The organism is Shewanella sp. Shew256 (assembly GCF_002196695.1).
In the GTDB taxonomy this organism is placed as follows: domain Bacteria; phylum Pseudomonadota; class Gammaproteobacteria; order Enterobacterales; family Shewanellaceae; genus Shewanella; species Shewanella mangrovisoli.
In genome coordinates this window covers 126,507-142,299 of sequence record NZ_NAJR01000005.1, presented here as the reverse complement: position 1 = coordinate 142,299, position 15,793 = coordinate 126,507, and the positions used below count along the sequence as shown (strand labels likewise).

General features: G+C 47.3%; 13 protein-coding genes. 3 read left to right on the top strand and 10 right to left on the bottom strand.

Going from position 1 to position 15,793, the window contains the following annotated elements; translation table 11 throughout:
• Nucleotides 1–95 precede the first annotated feature (95 nt).
• On the top strand, nucleotides 96–1,835 hold the full coding sequence (ggt, locus tag B5P39_RS11155) for a gamma-glutamyltransferase (protein ID WP_088211562.1): 1,740 nt from the start codon (nucleotides 96–98) through the stop codon (nucleotides 1,833–1,835).
• A gap of 254 nt (nucleotides 1,836–2,089) precedes the next feature.
• On the opposite strand, the gene B5P39_RS11150 is transcribed toward ggt, so the two are convergent.
• Nucleotides 2,090–4,183, bottom strand: a complete 2,094-nt coding sequence (locus tag B5P39_RS11150) for a TonB-dependent siderophore receptor (protein ID WP_088211699.1) — start codon at nucleotides 4,181–4,183, stop codon at nucleotides 2,090–2,092.
• 356 nt (nucleotides 4,184–4,539) lie between these two features.
• On the opposite strand from B5P39_RS11150, the gene B5P39_RS11145 reads away from it, so the two are divergent.
• Complete coding sequence (locus B5P39_RS11145; RefSeq protein ID WP_088211561.1) at nucleotides 4,540–4,755, top strand: hypothetical protein; 216 nt, start codon at nucleotides 4,540–4,542, stop codon at nucleotides 4,753–4,755.
• A gap of 304 nt (nucleotides 4,756–5,059) precedes the next feature.
• On the opposite strand, the gene B5P39_RS11140 is transcribed toward B5P39_RS11145, so the two are convergent.
• A complete protein-coding gene (locus B5P39_RS11140) occupies nucleotides 5,060–6,064 on the bottom strand; it encodes a hypothetical protein (RefSeq protein WP_254915767.1) in 1,005 nt (334 codons plus the stop codon).
• Nucleotides 6,065–6,371: 307 nt separating this feature from the next.
• The gene (locus B5P39_RS11135) at nucleotides 6,372–7,973 is read right to left on the bottom strand and encodes a dipeptidase (RefSeq protein WP_088211559.1); all 1,602 of its coding nucleotides are present in this window, start codon (nucleotides 7,971–7,973) and stop codon (nucleotides 6,372–6,374) included.
• A 273-nt stretch (nucleotides 7,974–8,246) separates the two neighbouring features.
• Between B5P39_RS11135 and B5P39_RS11130 the strand changes: the two genes are divergently transcribed.
• Nucleotides 8,247–10,475 (top strand): M3 family metallopeptidase, encoded by a 2,229-nt coding sequence (locus B5P39_RS11130; RefSeq protein ID WP_088211558.1) that lies wholly within the window; start codon nucleotides 8,247–8,249, stop codon nucleotides 10,473–10,475.
• A gap of 95 nt (nucleotides 10,476–10,570) precedes the next feature.
• Here the strand turns inward: B5P39_RS11130 and B5P39_RS11125 are convergent, their stop codons facing one another.
• The 7 genes from B5P39_RS11125 to B5P39_RS11095 all read right to left on the bottom strand — a co-directional run bounded on the left by B5P39_RS11125 (nucleotide 10,571) and on the right by B5P39_RS11095 (nucleotide 15,735).
• Nucleotides 10,571–11,068 (bottom strand): GNAT family N-acetyltransferase, encoded by a 498-nt coding sequence (locus B5P39_RS11125; RefSeq protein ID WP_164717868.1) that lies wholly within the window; start codon nucleotides 11,066–11,068, stop codon nucleotides 10,571–10,573.
• 34 nt (nucleotides 11,069–11,102) lie between these two features.
• Nucleotides 11,103–11,651: an NAD(P)H nitroreductase gene (locus B5P39_RS11120; RefSeq protein ID WP_088211556.1), complete on the bottom strand. Its 549-nt coding sequence runs from the start codon at nucleotides 11,649–11,651 to the stop codon at nucleotides 11,103–11,105.
• Nucleotides 11,652–11,779: 128 nt separating this feature from the next.
• Nucleotides 11,780–12,373 carry an HvfX family Cu-binding RiPP maturation protein gene (locus B5P39_RS11115; RefSeq protein WP_088211555.1) on the bottom strand — a complete coding sequence of 198 codons (594 nt, stop codon included), beginning with the start codon at nucleotides 12,371–12,373 and terminating at the stop codon, nucleotides 11,780–11,782.
• A 50-nt stretch (nucleotides 12,374–12,423) separates the two neighbouring features.
• On the bottom strand, nucleotides 12,424–13,296 hold the full coding sequence (locus B5P39_RS11110; RefSeq protein WP_088211554.1) for a DUF6279 family lipoprotein: 873 nt from the start codon (nucleotides 13,294–13,296) through the stop codon (nucleotides 12,424–12,426).
• Nucleotides 13,297–13,406: 110 nt separating this feature from the next.
• Nucleotides 13,407–14,651 (bottom strand): phosphotransferase, encoded by a 1,245-nt coding sequence (locus tag B5P39_RS11105; protein WP_088211553.1) that lies wholly within the window; start codon nucleotides 14,649–14,651, stop codon nucleotides 13,407–13,409.
• Nucleotides 14,652–14,740: 89 nt separating this feature from the next.
• Entirely contained in the window at nucleotides 14,741–15,406 is a 666-nt protein-coding gene (gene pnuC, locus B5P39_RS11100; RefSeq protein WP_088211552.1) for a nicotinamide riboside transporter PnuC, read from the bottom strand.
• Between the two features lie 68 nt (nucleotides 15,407–15,474).
• On the bottom strand, nucleotides 15,475–15,735 hold the full coding sequence (locus tag B5P39_RS11095; protein ID WP_011626476.1) for a YkoF family thiamine/hydroxymethylpyrimidine-binding protein: 261 nt from the start codon (nucleotides 15,733–15,735) through the stop codon (nucleotides 15,475–15,477).
• Between the last annotated feature and the right edge of the window lie 58 nt (nucleotides 15,736–15,793).

Genomic DNA, 15,793 nt, shown 5'->3' with positions numbered 1-15,793 from the left:
ATCCGTTAAACACACTAAGCAAGATCCAAGGTTGCAATTAAGCCTAATTCTCGGCACATTGCATAGCCAAAATGAAAATAAATTCAGGATTGAATATGCGCCGCGCAGGACCTTTTAAACCTCTTATTCTCGCCATCGCCATGGCACTGCCTTTGTTATCTTCGCCCACTCTCCATGCTGAAGAGCCTTCGATTTTCAGCCAAATGGCCACGGCACAACCCGTATGGGCAAAGCATGGCATGGTCGCCAGCCAAGAAACCCTGGCCAGTCGCACAGGTATCGAAATTTTGAAGCAAGGCGGTAATGCCGTCGATGCAGCAGTGGCGGTAGCATTCAGTTTAGCCGTGACCTTACCCCGCGCAGGCAACATTGGCGGCGGTGGCTTTATGCTCGTCCATCTGGCCAAAGAAAACAAAACTATTGCCATCGATTACCGTGAAATGGCGCCATCAAAGGCGAAAAAAGATATTTTCCTCGATGAGAATGGCGATGCGGTGACTAAATTAAGCCGTGAACATGGCCTTGCAGTTGGCGTCCCTGGCACTGTGATGGGCATGAGTTTAGCCCTTGAAAAATATGGCACTATGACCATGGCACAAGTCACGGCGCCCGCCATCAAAATGGCGCAGGAAGGGATTAGCGTGACCCCAGATCTGGCGGTATCCCTCGCAGGCTTAAAACGCCGCATGAGCCAATGGCCAAGCACGGCAGCCATCTTCTATAAGGCCGACGGTAGCGACTACCAAGTGGATGATATTTTAAAGCAGCCAGAACTTGCCCACTCCCTGCAACTTATCGCCGAGAAAGGCACTAAAGGGTTCTACGAAGGTGAAACCGCAGAGAAACTGGTTAAGGCCGTGCAAGACGCTGGCGGCATCATGACCTTAGCAGATTTACAACACTACAAAGCCGTCGAGCGTGAACCCGTTCGTGGTCAATACCGTGGATATGAGGTGGTTTCTATGCCACCGCCATCCTCGGGCGGCGTGCACATTATCGAAATGCTCAATGTGCTGCAGCAGTTCCCTATCGATCAATTCGGCCACAACACGGCGCAAACCATTCATGTCATGGCCGAAACCATGAAGCATGCCTACGCCGATCGTAGCGAGTATTTAGGCGATCCCGATTTTTATAAGGTGCCCGTCAAGCAGTTAACCAATAAAGACTACGCCCAAAAGATTGCGAGCCAAATTGCGCTAAACAAAACCACGCCCAGTACCGAAATCAAACCCGGTAATCTAGCGCCCTATGAGAGTGACCAAACCACCCACTTCTCAGTGGTTGATAAATGGGGCAATGCGGTGTCTAACACTTACACCTTAAACTTCAGCTACGGCTCGGGTTTAGTCGCCAAAGGCACGGGCATTTTACTCAATAACGAAATGGATGATTTCTCCGCTAAACCTGGCACCCCTAACGGTTATGGCTTAGTGGGTGGCGATGCCAACGCGGTGGAAGGTAATAAACGCCCGTTGAGTTCAATGAGCCCCACCATAGTGATGAAAGACGGCAAACCTTTCTTAGTGACGGGCAGCCCAGGCGGTTCACGCATCATTACCACCACGCTGCAAATCATTATGAATGTGATTGACCACGGCTTAAACATTGCCGAAGCCAGTAATGCCGCGCGGGTACACCACCAATGGCTACCCGATGAACTGCGGGTCGAGACCAGCCTGAACCGCGATACCATTTCGTTACTCGAAGCCAAAGGCCATAAGGTAAAAGTACAATCAGCCATGGGCAGCACTCAATCCATTATGGTGACAGACCAAGGGATTTTTGGTGCCACCGATCCCCGTCATTCGGGTAGCGAAGCCGTCGGTTACTAATCACTGATTGGCATACAAGCGCTATGTAAATGGTATGAATAGGAGTGATAAGGCTGATCGCCAAACTGCTCGATATAGAGCATTCAAGCAAAGCCGCGGATATTGACTCTCCCAGCAAGAGTCAAGCAAACGACAAAAGCAGATTATTAGCAAATGTCGGGCGTTATATTCACTAATCTCCTATCACTGAGCGATGTTAATGCCGTGTCTTAATGGACACGGCATTAACGGCTTTAGCTTACAGGAAAGAGTATTTAAAAGTTGTAGCTTAGGTTTAACTCAATCTTTCGAGGTTCACCGAAGAAACCTTGATTGTAAAAATCAATGCTGGAGTAATATTTTTTATCAAATAAGTTATTGATATTTAGCTGAACTTTAGCATCATCCGTCAGTTGATAGCTTGTCATCAGATTGACTAGGTAATAGCTGTCTTGCTCGGAGCGCTCACCATTAGGACCCGCATTATCTTTGTAAATTTTACTCTGCCAGCTTAAGTTACCGCCAACGGTTAAATCCGCAAGTGCACCATCAAAGTGATAAAGTGAGGATAAACGCACCAAATCTTTAGGTAAGTGAGTGCTAAAAGCCGCTCCATCCTGATCTTCTGATTTGCTATAGGTATAGCTGAAAAACAGATCCCAATTTTCTGTTGGTTTACCGTTTAGCTCAACTTCATAACCTTGGTTACTGGTTCCGTCCACTCCACGCATTGGATAGCTACCATCGGGTAAAGGCGTGGGATAATTTGGGTCACGTTCTGCCACATTTTCTTTTTGCACTTTAAAAACAGCAACACTGGCGGTCAGTTTCTCATCGAAGAAATCCCCTTTCGCCCCCAATTCAATATTGTTCCCCGTCATGGGATCTAAGCGCTTATTGTTCGCGTCCCTTGCGTCTTGTGGCAGAAATATTTCGGTATAACTGGTGTAAACCGAGATGCTATCGTTCAGGTTGTATATAAGGCCAGCATAAGGTGTAAAAACATCGCTATTGTTGTAGTCATCAGCCGCGTTTGATTCAAATTTATATTGGCTAATGCGGCCACCCAGTAACAACATCCATTGATCATGTAAATTAATTTGGGTCGCGAGATAGGCCCCTTTTTGCGTTTCCTCCCCTTCCTGATAGATTGGCGTCGACGGATAATTAGGTTCGGCAATTGAGCCATCCCATTCGAAGAAGTTACCAATACTTAAACTATTCAATGGATAGTAGGAATCTGCTGTCGTATCTTGCTTAGAATACAATAAACCCGCAGTCAATTTATGCTCGCGGCCAAAGAGCTCAAATGGCCCTGAGGCAAAGAGTCGTGCGGCATCTTGTTTACGTGTCGATTGGTAGATCATCGCCGATGATTTCATACCTAAGCCAGTCGTTTTATCCGGCGCACCATAGAGATACAGCAAGTGGCCGTCCATCTCATCTTCACGATGTTCGACGTCAAATTTAAGGTCCCAATTATTATCAAAATCATGTTCAAGCGTGGCAAAGACATTCGCGCCATTCCGTTGCCAACTCGACCAAGAGGCAGCCGTTGTGGTCGAGCGAGGTAGATCATTGGCTAAGCTGCCATCAGCATAAAATAGCGGGATACCACCCCAAGTTGAGCCTTTAGGATCGCGGTCACTGTAATCGGCACCTAGGGTAAATAAGGTATTGTCACCAAGTCTTGCCGTTATAACACCGTAAATTTGGAGGTTTTCATCTTCGGCAAGATCAATGTAACTATCTGATTTCTCATAGGCAGCAGCAAAACGAGCCTGCACTGCACCACTTTGTGTCACATCAACAGAGGCATCGCCTTCAACACGGTAGCTATCCCATGAGCCGACTTTGGCGCTGACATAACCACCAGGTGAAGCTTTAGGCCGTTTACGGATAAGGTTAATGGCCGCCGATGGTTCACCCGCCCCCGTTAACAGTCCGGTTGCACCACGAACAACCTCTACGCGATCGAATAATATGGTGTCGGTTGAAGCGTCATTAAAGAAACTCGAATAGTTAACGGGCACGCCATCAAACTGAAAATTAGTAATGGGATTTCCGCGGGAGCTAAAGAAATAGCGATTAGTTTCAGCTTTTTGAGCATAAACCCCTGGGGTTAAAAACATTAAATCGGCAACACTATCCAGTGAGAAACTCTGAATAAACTCTTGATCGATAATGGTAACTGATTGCGGAGTTTCCCTAAGAGTTAAGGGTAAACCTGTTGCCGTTGCGGCCTTGTCTAATCGACTCCCCTTTATACTAATGACCTCAATATTGGTCGCGGACTTGTCCTCACTGGCATAGGTGCCTGGTACGAATAAAAAACTCGCAATGAGTGTCGCTAACAGCGTTTTTTGCATCATGATTCCCCATCATTGTTTTTTGAGAGATGCATTTTAATTGAAAATAATTATCAATACACATAAATGGTAACAATTCTCATTACATTTACACTCAAAGTTTGTAAAAATGTTGGGAGCATCACATGCTAAAGGCGAGTCCTCATTGTTGGTCGATGTTGCATGGCTTAGTAGCATCGCCATCCAGATTTATTCGATATCGTCTGTTTTATGGTTCTTTAGGATTCACTAAGTAAGTGGTAAAACTGACCAATTACCCACCGCCATAGCACTCAATCATGATAAATAAGATTGACTCAGCATTAACTCGCTCTTTATTATCAAGCTCTAACATATGAATTAAAAAGGAATTTACTGTGTCAATTGTATCGCTGATTTTGCTATTGCTCTTAGCTAGCATGATGTTTTTCGGCATATTGAGTTATTCACTCGGGCGCAAAAAAACGACAAACCCTAAGCTCACAGGGATGCTAGGCGCAGTACTGGGATTATTCCCCTTATTAGGTGTTATTTTCTTGATTGTCTTAGTGCTAAAGGCAGACATTACAGCCCCAAGCCTTCCCCAAGGATAATAATCTGCTCTAGCTAAAATGCGGTTAACTGAGCTGCATTTATTTCTACACTTAATTTAGCTCGACCATATAGTCGTAATGAGTTTTTAGCCAGAAGAATGCTTTGAGAGACAGTTGGGTTTGTCTTGATTTCAACTGTCATTTCGGATGTCGATTCTAAAGAAGATATTTGACTCACTTTGGGACATTTCCGCGTTAAAGCTATAACTCAAAAACGCAAATTTCGGATTAAAATTTATATGGGGAACACCCGCCTAAACTGCGAACAACAAGTTACGAATCCTGCAATCCTAGGTCGTGTTGTTTAAAGCGCATTGACATGCTCCACTTCCTCCAGTTTTTTCAATGCAAAACGACCACGTTCGGCTACTGCTTCAGACCTATCCGATGCAAACTTGTTAGCTAATTCCCTTGCAACAACTCCAAGATTTTCTAACTCCCGAATTAGAAATTCTGCAGAAACTCGCCGAACGATAGCCGATCTGTCATCAGCAGACATTTTTAACAAGTCAATCAATGGAGTTTGAACATTTACTTTTCGCTCTGAAATGATTGGCTTTATTCTTCCCTTGCAATATCGGATGTCAGTCCATTCCCACTTACGACCTTCTATCCATACTATTCGGCCTTCGAATAAGCTTCGTAAAGCCTTGGCTCGAACGGAGGGCTGGATGGAGAGGGTAGCAATTTCTTTAATCTTTCCATCCAGAATCGGTGTACGTCCAAGCTGAGAAAAGAGAGATGGCATAGGCCCCGATGTCGATAACATTAACTTAGACCTAAGTAAATCTGCTATCTGGTCTTCGCATATGATCTGCAAAAGAACCTTTTTGTCTAGTTCCTCAATCCTCCCCCAAGAATTCCAATTGGAAAGTGCGATACAAAGAGCTTCAACAACAACTTTAGGGTTTGTCGCTTTTGCAATATCTAAAAGCTTTTCCCTTGCAGCTTTTCGAACTTGAGGAACCCAATCATTGAGCCTTCTAACGATAAGTGAAAAGAAGAAAATGTTCGGCGCTGCACCAGACAGTGTACGCAACGTCTTTTCACGCTTGTAGCCATCCCAACTTATTAGATCTAGCCAAGTTAACAATTCGGTAGGTTTAGACCAAATTTTCCACTTAGGTGGAGTTGAATCCCTTACCGCTAAGGAAAATTCTGACCGAATTAAGCTTTCCCAATGATCAAAACTGGTGAGAGTTAACTGAGACGTCACATCAATAAGTGCTGTCATGTCAACGCTGACTTTACCTCCCGAATTTATCGAGTTAGCAAAATCCCTCACTGCTGATATAACTTTATCTTCCATGATCTGCGATTGTCGCACCTATTTCCAGCCTCTTAAAATTAATCTCCACCGATGTTGTAGGCACTTTGTATCATTACTAAAGTTTGGTCAACAGGGACGAGTTACTCGACCTAAACATGAAAGATTTAAAATCGTTTGGGCAAAAGCTTTTAGCCAGATGAACAGTCGTTATCTTGTGTTAACGATTAAAGAGCAATGGCGGTAATCTCAGATTAACCGCCATTGACTTATAAACGTGCTAAGTAAACCTCCCCCACTCTCCGAAGTATTTCACCCATAGCTTCAATTAATCACAATTGAAAACGCACTATTTTGCAGCGGTTAACTCAATAAAAGCGGCGGTGTACATTTTCAGATTCAGCATAAACTGTTTATGGGTAATAAATTCTTTCTCTGTGTGGCCAGTGTATTCCACGCCTGGCATGGCGGGGCCAAAACTTAAGGCGTTGGGGAATAATTTACTGTTGGTTGAGCCGCCAATGGCCACAGGTTTGGGTGATGCTATGCCAGTAAAGTGGGCAAACACATCGAGTAAGGTCTGCTGATGCGGTGCATCTTTCATCACCATAGGTTCGCCCCAATAACTTTCCACATCGATGAGTGTCACTTGATGTTCCGCTTGCCATTTGTTTAATGCATCCTTGGCTTGGGCTGAGAGTAACTCAGGCGTTTTGCCCACAGGGCGACGGAGATTAATGGTGACTTCCGTTCCTTTGCTTGTTTGCACAACGACAGTGGGAGCCAACGTTAACGCGCCCATAAAATCATCTTTATAGGCCAGCTCGCCAAACTGCTCGGCATAAATCCCCAAGCCCACTAACTCATTCATAGCGGCGACAGTGAGTGCCGCCGTGGTTTTAGGCCAAGTATATGGCTGTAGTAACGCGGCCAGATGCGTTACTGCATTCACCCCATCTTCAGGCGTAGAGGAATGAGCCGCCTTACCGTCGGCAAAAATATGCAAGTCGCACAAGGCATGCTCGCAAGTTCGCTCGAATCGATACTTCATCCCCTGTTGGTTGGCGGCGCTCGTTTGTAATTGTTCAAACAAGCTTGGGGTGATGGCATGAATTTGTGCCTCGGCTTGCTGTGGCACTTGGCTGGCAAAATAGCCGCCTGAGAATGCCGTTAGGCTAGGGACATTCGCAGCAGTCCCCTGCTTCTGCGTTGACTCGATATTCGGCACAGTAAAGCCAATCTTACTCCAACCCTTTTCGGCGGTGACCACCGGATACTCGGCATCTATGGTGATATTCATCTGCGCTGGAGTGTAATGGGCTAAAAAGGCTTTTAGTGGATCCCAATCGGACTCTTCGGCCAAATACACCAACAGCTCAATGCGTTTTTCCCGTTTGAGTTGTTTATCTTTGATGGCCTTCATCGCATACATGGCGGTGACAATCGCGCCTTTATCATCTTCAGTGCCGCGGCCTATCAGCTTGCCAGGTTCAGACTCGGTATCCAGCTCATAGGGGCTCTTGGCCCAGAGAGCGGGATTGGCGGGCTGCACATCGCCGTGGGTAACGATTCCTAATTTCTCAACCTGTGATTGTTGGGCATCGACAGCATTAGCATCGAGGCCAATCAGCACTACATAACCGTGGTCGGCATAATCGAGCCCGAGTTCTTGGCTCAAGCTTTTTAAACTCGACTTAAAACCAATAAAGGCAGGATTGGTATCGGGCGTTTGCCCCTCAACCGCTTGGGTATTAAAACTGACTAAATGCGCAAGACTCTCAACCATCTGCGTGTGATAAGTGCTCACCGCATAATTGGCCACCTTAAGTGCATCTTGGCTAAGCGTGGTTGGCGACGCTGCTGCTTGCGTCGATGTCCACAGCGCAGCGGCTAATAGGGAATAAGAAAAACGACGACAGAGGCGCGTATAGTTAAACTGAGGCAATTCCATAGAGGTCCTATTTATTATTTGTATGATTAGGGACTTACTTAAAAACGCACCAAAGCAATGGCTTTATCCCTTGCCAAATATTGCCTTCGTGCGCGGCTCAGTTTGCCATAGTTCTTCCGTTAAAAACCGCAGACTAACCATTTGTTACAAACAAAACACAAAATCGATGGAACCCTTAGTCGGATACATGCTAAACAGTCACCTTAAAATAATATTAATGGTTTGCAGTACCATTAATCCGACAGAATAATAATCACCTAACGGGGAATTGACATGAAGGGACTAAGCCTAAAATCACCGGCCCTTAACACGCCGACACTTAAGCCGCGAACCATCAAACTGACCTTTAGCGCCATCACGCTCGCCCTCGCCTTAAGTGGCTGTAGTGCACAAAACAGCGATACTGCGGCGCAGGCGACAGTCGCACCGAATGCGATGTCGGCGCAGATCATCAGCCAAAATGCCAGCAACCCATTCTTTAAGCCCTATGATACGTTTATGGAAATTCCGGCCTTCGATAAGATTAAGCCCGAGCATTTCCTTCCTGCATTTAAGGCGGGTATCGCCCAGCAACACGAAGAAATTCAAGCGATTGTCGATAACAAAGACAAACCGACCTTCGCTAACACCATCGAAGCGATGGAATTTTCGGGCGATCTCGTCACCCGCGTATCCAACGTCTTCTTTAACTTAACTGGCGCAGATACCACTCCTGAGCTGCAAGCGATTTCCAAGGAAGTCTCGCCAATGTTATCGTCAGCCGAAGACGATATCTTATTGAACGATAAGTTGTTTCAACGTGTTAAAGCCGTTTATAACAGCAAAGACAGCCTAAAGCTCAACACGGCGCAGGCAAAATTACTGGAAGACACCTATAAATCCTTCACCCGTGGCGGTGCTAACCTCAGCGAGCAGGATAAAACCAAGCTGCGCGCCCTGAATGAAGAAATCGGCAAGCTTAACTTAGCCTTTGGTGACAATCTGTTAGCCGAAACCAATGCCTTCGAGCTAGTAATTGATCAGCAAGCTGACTTATCTGGTTTACCCTCCGATGTGATTGCTACCGCCGCCGAAACTGCGAAAAAGCGTGGCCATGAAGGCAAATGGGTATTTACCACGTCACGCCCGTCTATCACGCCGTTTTTAACCTATGCCGATAATCGCGAATTACGCGAAAAGCTCTATAAGGGTTATATCGAGCGAGGTAACAACAATAATGCCAATGATAACAAAGTCATTCTGGCAAAAATTGCCGCGCTGCGTGCCGAACGTGCACAGCTTATGGGCTATAAAACCCATGCGGATTTTGTGTTAGAAGAACGCACCGCCAAGACGCCGGAAAATGTCTATGGCTTACTCAACAAAGTCTGGCCAGCAGCGCTTGCCCAAGCCAAGACCGAAGTTGCAGATATGCAAGCATTAATCGACAGCCAAGGCGGCAAGTTTAAGCTGCAAGCCTGGGATTGGGATTACTACGCCGACAAAATCCGTGTCGCGAAGTACAGCTTTAACGAGCAGCAAACTCGCCCATACTTCTCCCTCGACAGCACCCTAAAAGGCGTGTTCTATACGGCCAATCGCCTCTATGGCTTAACCTTTAAAGAACGTACTGACTTACCCAAATACAACCCCGAGGTGCGTACTTGGGAAGTGTACGATAAAGACGGCAAGCTTATGGCCATCTTTATGGGTGACTATTTTACCCGTGATAGCAAACGCGGCGGCGCTTGGATGAACTCGTTCCGTAAGCAATACCATATGAACGGCGTCGATTCTAAACCCATTATTGTCAACGTGTTGAACTACCCTCGCCCAGCGGGTAATGAGCCAGCGTTACTCACCTTCGATGAAGCCAGCACCCTGTTCCATGAGTTTGGCCATGCGCTGCACGGCATGTTATCCAATGTCGAATATCGCTCACAAGGCGGAACGGCAGTTCCTCGCGACTATGTGGAATTCCCTTCACAGGTCAACGAAAACTGGATGACTCAGCCTGAAGTGCTCGCGCAATTTGCTAAGCACTACAAAACTGGTGAAGTGATCCCGCAGGAACTGGTGAAAAAAATCCAAGCCGCCAGCAAATTTAACCAAGGCTTTGCGACCGTTGAATATATGGCCGCCACTAAGCTCGATTTAGATTGGCACACCCTGACCGATACCACGCCTAAGGATGCCGCCAAGTTTGAGGCCGACTCCTTAGCCGCCATGGGATTGATTAATGAGATCAGCCCACGTTACCGCAGCACTTACTTCTCGCATATCTTCGCAGGCGGTTATTCTGCTGGTTACTACAGCTACCTCTGGTCGGATATTTTAGGCGCCGATGCCTTCGAAGCCTTTAAAGAAAATGGCATTTTCGATAAAGCGACCGCCGATGCCTTCCGTAACAACATCTTGTCTAAGGGTGGCAGTGACGATCCTATGCTGATGTATAAAAACTTCCGCGGTAAAGAAGCAGGCATCGAGCCGCTGCTGCGTAGCCGTGGTCTGTTAGCGGATTAATCGCATTCCTCAGGAAATGCAAACAGATAAAATGGGGAGCTTAGCTCCCCATTTTATTGCGCATTAACGCACTCACTCACGAATTAAACCACTGCTTAGCTAAACAGCTCCACAGGGGCATCGTTAGGGGTAAGCTGCAACTGGGTTTCAAACGACATGCCTAATTTATTCAGCAGCGACTTAGAGGCCTGATTATGCGGACTGACTATCGCGACAATCCGTTCAATCCCTAAGGTTTTACCAAACTCCAGTGAGGCTTTAGCGGCTTCAAACGCATAACCTTTGCCCCAATACTGCGGCAAAAAGGCATAGCCTAAGTCCACATCTGCCAGCGTCGGCCGTTTGATCAGCCCGCAAATTCCAATCGGAAAGCCATTTTCGGCCAGCACCACGGCAAACAAGCCAAAACCATGTTCGCGATAGCTAATCGCTGGCCCATTGGCGATATAGTCCTTGGCATCCTGCAAACTACGCACGCCCTTATCGCCGATATTGTCGATAAATCCTTGGGTGTTGAGTAATACCAAAATAAATGACGCATCATCGGGCGTTAACTGCCGCAGCAGTAATCTTGGGGTTTGTGCAACTTGCATACTAAGGACTCCCATTCAGAGGGGATAAACTAGGTTATAAGTAGCGGGCGTACTGGCTGCCATCCTTTTGCGGTTTTTTCGGTGCGGCTACCGCTGGGGTGCCCACGTATAAAAAGCCAACGATTTGGTCCTCTGGCGCTAAGCCTAATGCCGCATTCACATTGGCGTCGAAGGCAAAATCCCCGGTGCGCCACACCGCGCCTAATCCTAGCGCGAATGCCGCTTGTTGCATCGCCATCGTGGCGCAGCCCGCTGCGATTTGCTGCTCAAGCACTGGCACTTTGGGGTGCTGTTGGGTTTTCGCCACAACTGTAATCACCATAGGAGCGCGCATTGGCATCCCTTTGGCTTTATTGATAAAATCTTCATCGGCGCCGCTGGCTTTGGCCGCGTTGACATAGATATCCGCTAAGGTGTCTAACCCTTGGCCTGTGGCAATAATAAATTCCCACGGTGCTAAGGCGCCATGATCTGGCACTCGAATCGCCGCATCTAAAATGATTTTAAGCTCGCCCTCGTTCGGCGCTGGCGCGATTAATCTTGGGGTGGATTGGCGGGTGAGTAAAAGTTCGATAGCGTCCAAGTGATTATCCCTGTTCTTAAAAATGGGTGCGTGTAAATTGGCACAAGCATAGCAAATTGCGGCTAAAGAGGTACAAAAAATCCCACGCTAGGGTGGGATTGAAAGTGTTACAGGCAAAGTCATTTGGCTTACTTTACGCCATAACGCTTAGCGATAAAGTAATCGAGACTGGTATAACGCCCGCCTCCTAGGCTAAAGAGTGCCAGCAGCATAATAAAATAGGTCGCCGCAAACTCAATACCATTATTAAGCACCACCAAGTTACCCGAGCTGGTCAACCAATCGTAATTGCCGTATTCCTGTAACAGGGATTTAGCTTTATCCAGCTTGTCAACCGCCTCGAGCACCCGCTCATTGGCGAGCCATGAACTGCCATCGGCAATCGCCAGCCAACCATTAGGCCAATGCACAGTAAACGCCGCCACCAGCATGGTTACCATCAAAGGGATAGAGATCAGCCGCGTCGCTAAGCCAACAAGTAACAAAAACGCGCCAAAAAACTCCGTGCCCGCCGCCAAGGTTGCCATTAACGTCGGCATAGGTAAACCCAATCCCCAGTCGGGATTAGCAAACCAAGCCACTGTGTCTTCAAAGTGTGCGAGTTTGTTATAGCCAGCCTGCATTAGCACTGGCGCGAGATAAAGCCTAAGGGCTAAGGGGGCAAGGCCCTCAGCATAACGGCTCACATTGAGGAATTTTTGATAAAGGTTAACAAGGGACATGGGCAATCTCTAAATCAGATGGAGTTGCCCAATAGACCTTGGCTTCGGGATTAATCTTTCGCGGCTTTTGCCACTTTTTCAATCCCCTCTTGATTTAATTCACGAAGATCTTGAATAAGCTTATTCAGCTTTTTATAAAAATGTTTGGACTGCTTTGCTGACAAGCTAGCATTGATCGTGAGTAACAAGCCGCCGAATGCTTCGGTATTTTGCCTTAAAATGGCGCGGTGTTTTTCCGACTTAAGCTCGTCAGGGCTCGTCATCAGCAGGGTCAATCGCTCGGTAAGCAGCGTAATATCGCTGCGCTGCCCAAGGGCAACTTCAAATTGACGTAACCATTCGTGGCGGTAATCCAGCCACATATCTAAGGTCGACAGGCGCTGTTGATTATATTGATGAATAAGCGTTTTTTGCTCATCCGTTACGCTACCCAACCAGTCATCAAATTGCTCGATAAGATTCTCATCGGCCTCCTGCTGTAACTGCTCGGGGGTTTTACCGGCAAATTCCTTAATCAATTCCTGCTCGTCTTTTCGCGACTGGGTAAGAATTTGCTTCACCTGTTCATCGGTTAACGATGAGATAATCGGCAACATTTCCGCCAGCGCAAACTCAAATAACCGAAACCAATGCCGTTTGGCGAGTGTGACATGCTCGGCCCACAGCGCGGGAGTTAAAGTATTAGTTTGGATCTGCTGCTCAACTTCGGTTAACTGCGCAACATAATGGCCGAGTTCTTCGGATTGGTGCCAAAGCACAAACTTGTCGATAAGCCCATCGACGACCTTTTGCTGGTTTTTATCTAGGCTGACATAGTCATCCAACTCCCAACCTATGGCCCAGTCGAGAAAATGGTAACTAAATTTGGTCGAGCAGGCCGTTAAGCCAAACAGCAATACCACTAACAACACAGCTTTTTTCATCAATTTGCATCCGTTCAGCCTTGGTCATCCTATGACACTGAGGTTAATAGAAAGTTTATTTTTTTAACACAGCAACCATAACCAAACAGAGGCAGTGAGAAACAAAAGACTTAAGACGTGTGGCTGATAAGTGGCCAGAAATGATCGAACCAGTCGAAGTATTCCTTCTGCCGCTCACCTTGGGTATGCGCCGCCATCAATAATGCCCAATACACGGCAAACACCCAATACATCTCGATGGCGGCGGGTATCGCCTTGATGGCACCCGAAGTTAAGCCGGGATGCCCTGCCAGATACTGCCGCACTAACAGATGCCGCTGCGCAGGTGTTAATTGGTGCGTGGCGAGCACAACGGCCAGTTCACACAGTGGATGGGAAGCGGTTGTATACTCAAAATCTATGCAATACAACTGGTTATCTTTAAGCAGCAGATTATGGGGATTTAAGTCGCGATGGCAAAACTGCGGTTTGACTAAACAATCGGCTAAGGTTGCCGTCCAGCCATGGATCTGCCTTTGTATGCTGAGCAATTGTGCCAATCGGCTCTGCCACGCCTCGCCCTTATCCGCTGCGGCAAAGTCTAACAACTGTGTGTGATATTCCTGCCATTGCTCAGTGATACTGATGTGGTACGGCCCAGTTGCTTGCTCGCGAAGCTGTTGCAGCAATTGCAGTAACAGGCTGTGGGCGCGATTCGGCGTTATGGCTTCCAATAGGGCGAGCCGTTCAGACGGATACCAAGCATGCTTGTCTGCTGCCCCCTTGATATCGGCATGAGATAGCAGCCAAGCCTCAATGTGCACTTCACCCAAGCAAAAGGTCGCCGCGCTACATTGATACTCTAGATCTTTCCAGGCTACGTACTGCAAACTCAGGTCTTGCAAGCTCAGATCTTGATAATGTGATGCCATACTTGGCTTGCGTGGCACCTCGGGTTGCTCAAGTGTATCAATACCACTTGCCGCAATACGCTTTTCGATAACCAACTCCTCCCTCCCCTCAATATCCTCCATCAGCGGCGCAAACTGAGATGCTATAGGAAGGCTTGGGAGAGATTGCGCGAAGATAAACTGGCTTAGGTAATAACGCTGATCGCCACTCACCCAAAGCAACTCGGGGGCAAGCTTTGCCTTGGCAAGATGGCGCCAATAGAACAACTCTTGCTCCCGCGAACAAAAGCTGTCGGCGGCATTGGCGTTTTCTCGCAAGACATAATGCGCCGTCGGCGTTTCGATATGGTAGTTGTGGTTACTTAATCCATTCGCTAACGGCTGAATTTGGCTGATATCAGTAAGCCCTGCCTGTGCTAATACCGCAAGCTGTGTATCCTTGTTCTGATCAACAATGGGCGGCATTAGCGGCAGACCACTAGAGTCATGTTGAATAGGTTATTAGGCATTCGCAGCCCTTGTGTATTGGCCATCATCTTTTGATATCTACCGCCTTAGCCGAGTAGCTTTGCGGCGCTCGACTCCAGATGGGGATTACGGCTATCGGCAAGGGCGGCGCGCCACAGGAAATAGCCTACAACCGCTAGGCCAACATAGAGCACGAATAATAAGGAGGTCAGCATTAGTCCCTTGCTGAGGTAAAGGTAAATTGATACTAGATCGATAACCACCCAATACAACCAGTTCTCCAACACTTTTTTGGCGACTAAATAGGTCGTCATCACCGCAAAACAAGTGGTGGCCGCATCGAGATAGGGAAAGGAAGCCTGGGTAAAAGTTGCCATACCATGGCCAACGCCAAGGGAAACAATCCCCGTCGCGACAATCAGTTTTAAATGGGTTTTCAGCGGCCAAGTGGTCACTTTCACCCCTTGATGTTTATCGCCACCTTGAGTCCAGAGCCAGTAACCATAGAGTGCCATAGCCATATAATAAATATTCAGCACCGACTCCATCAGCAGTGCGACTTTCCAAAACAAGACAGTGTAAATGGCCGTGCTGGTAAATGCCGCCACCCAGCACCAAACGCTAGCCTTCATGGCCAGTAGCAAATAGGCCATGGCCAATACCACGGCTAAGGCTTCCCATGCGGTCATCACATGGACTTCTCCTAGGGCCGCATTAACACTATTGACCAGCGTTAACCATAATTCTGTCATTGCCTTACTCTCACTCTATATCGCTTGCTTGAACCACTTAGCTTTAGCGTTCAAGTTAACTTAGGGCATTACTCGCTGTGGGCTAAATTCAGCTCACCACCAATAAACTTACATACAAATACAGCTTTGCCCCATTTTTCATGGGCGGCTTGCATCTCGGTCGCCAGCATTGCCATCACGTCTTGATAGTCGCCACAGACTTGCGTCGCCATAGCATTGGTAACACGTTGAATCGTTGGGTAACTGTCCAAGCGGTGGATAAACCATTTGATCGGGTCGAGATAATTTTCATTAAAGGGATACATGCTAATTTCGGCGGTGAGTTTCATCTTCACTCCTTGGGTCAAATGCTAATAATGCAATCGTCAGGCGGTGACGCAATTCGCG

What these genes read in the sequence shown, in the direction of transcription:
- ggt (WP_088211562.1), top strand. Translation starts at nt 96, where the DNA reads ATGCGCCGCGCAGGACCTTTTAAACCTCTTATTCTCGCCATCGCCATG.
- pnuC (WP_088211552.1), bottom strand. Translation starts at nt 15,406, where the DNA reads ATGACAGAATTATGGTTAACGCTGGTCAATAGTGTTAATGCGGCCCTA.
- B5P39_RS11105 (WP_088211553.1), bottom strand. Translation starts at nt 14,651, where the DNA reads ATGCCGCCCATTGTTGATCAGAACAAGGATACACAGCTTGCGGTATTA.
- B5P39_RS11135 (WP_088211559.1), bottom strand. Translation starts at nt 7,973, where the DNA reads ATGGAATTGCCTCAGTTTAACTATACGCGCCTCTGTCGTCGTTTTTCT.
- B5P39_RS11110 (WP_088211554.1), bottom strand. Translation starts at nt 13,296, where the DNA reads ATGAAAAAAGCTGTGTTGTTAGTGGTATTGCTGTTTGGCTTAACGGCC.
- B5P39_RS11130 (WP_088211558.1), top strand. Translation starts at nt 8,247, where the DNA reads ATGAAGGGACTAAGCCTAAAATCACCGGCCCTTAACACGCCGACACTT.
- B5P39_RS11115 (WP_088211555.1), bottom strand. Translation starts at nt 12,373, where the DNA reads ATGTCCCTTGTTAACCTTTATCAAAAATTCCTCAATGTGAGCCGTTAT.
- B5P39_RS11140 (WP_254915767.1), bottom strand. Translation starts at nt 6,064, where the DNA reads ATGGAAGATAAAGTTATATCAGCAGTGAGGGATTTTGCTAACTCGATA.
- B5P39_RS11095 (WP_011626476.1), bottom strand. Translation starts at nt 15,735, where the DNA reads ATGAAACTCACCGCCGAAATTAGCATGTATCCCTTTAATGAAAATTAT.
- B5P39_RS11150 (WP_088211699.1), bottom strand. Translation starts at nt 4,183, where the DNA reads ATGCAAAAAACGCTGTTAGCGACACTCATTGCGAGTTTTTTATTCGTA.
- B5P39_RS11125 (WP_164717868.1), bottom strand. Translation starts at nt 11,068, where the DNA reads ATGCAAGTTGCACAAACCCCAAGATTACTGCTGCGGCAGTTAACGCCC.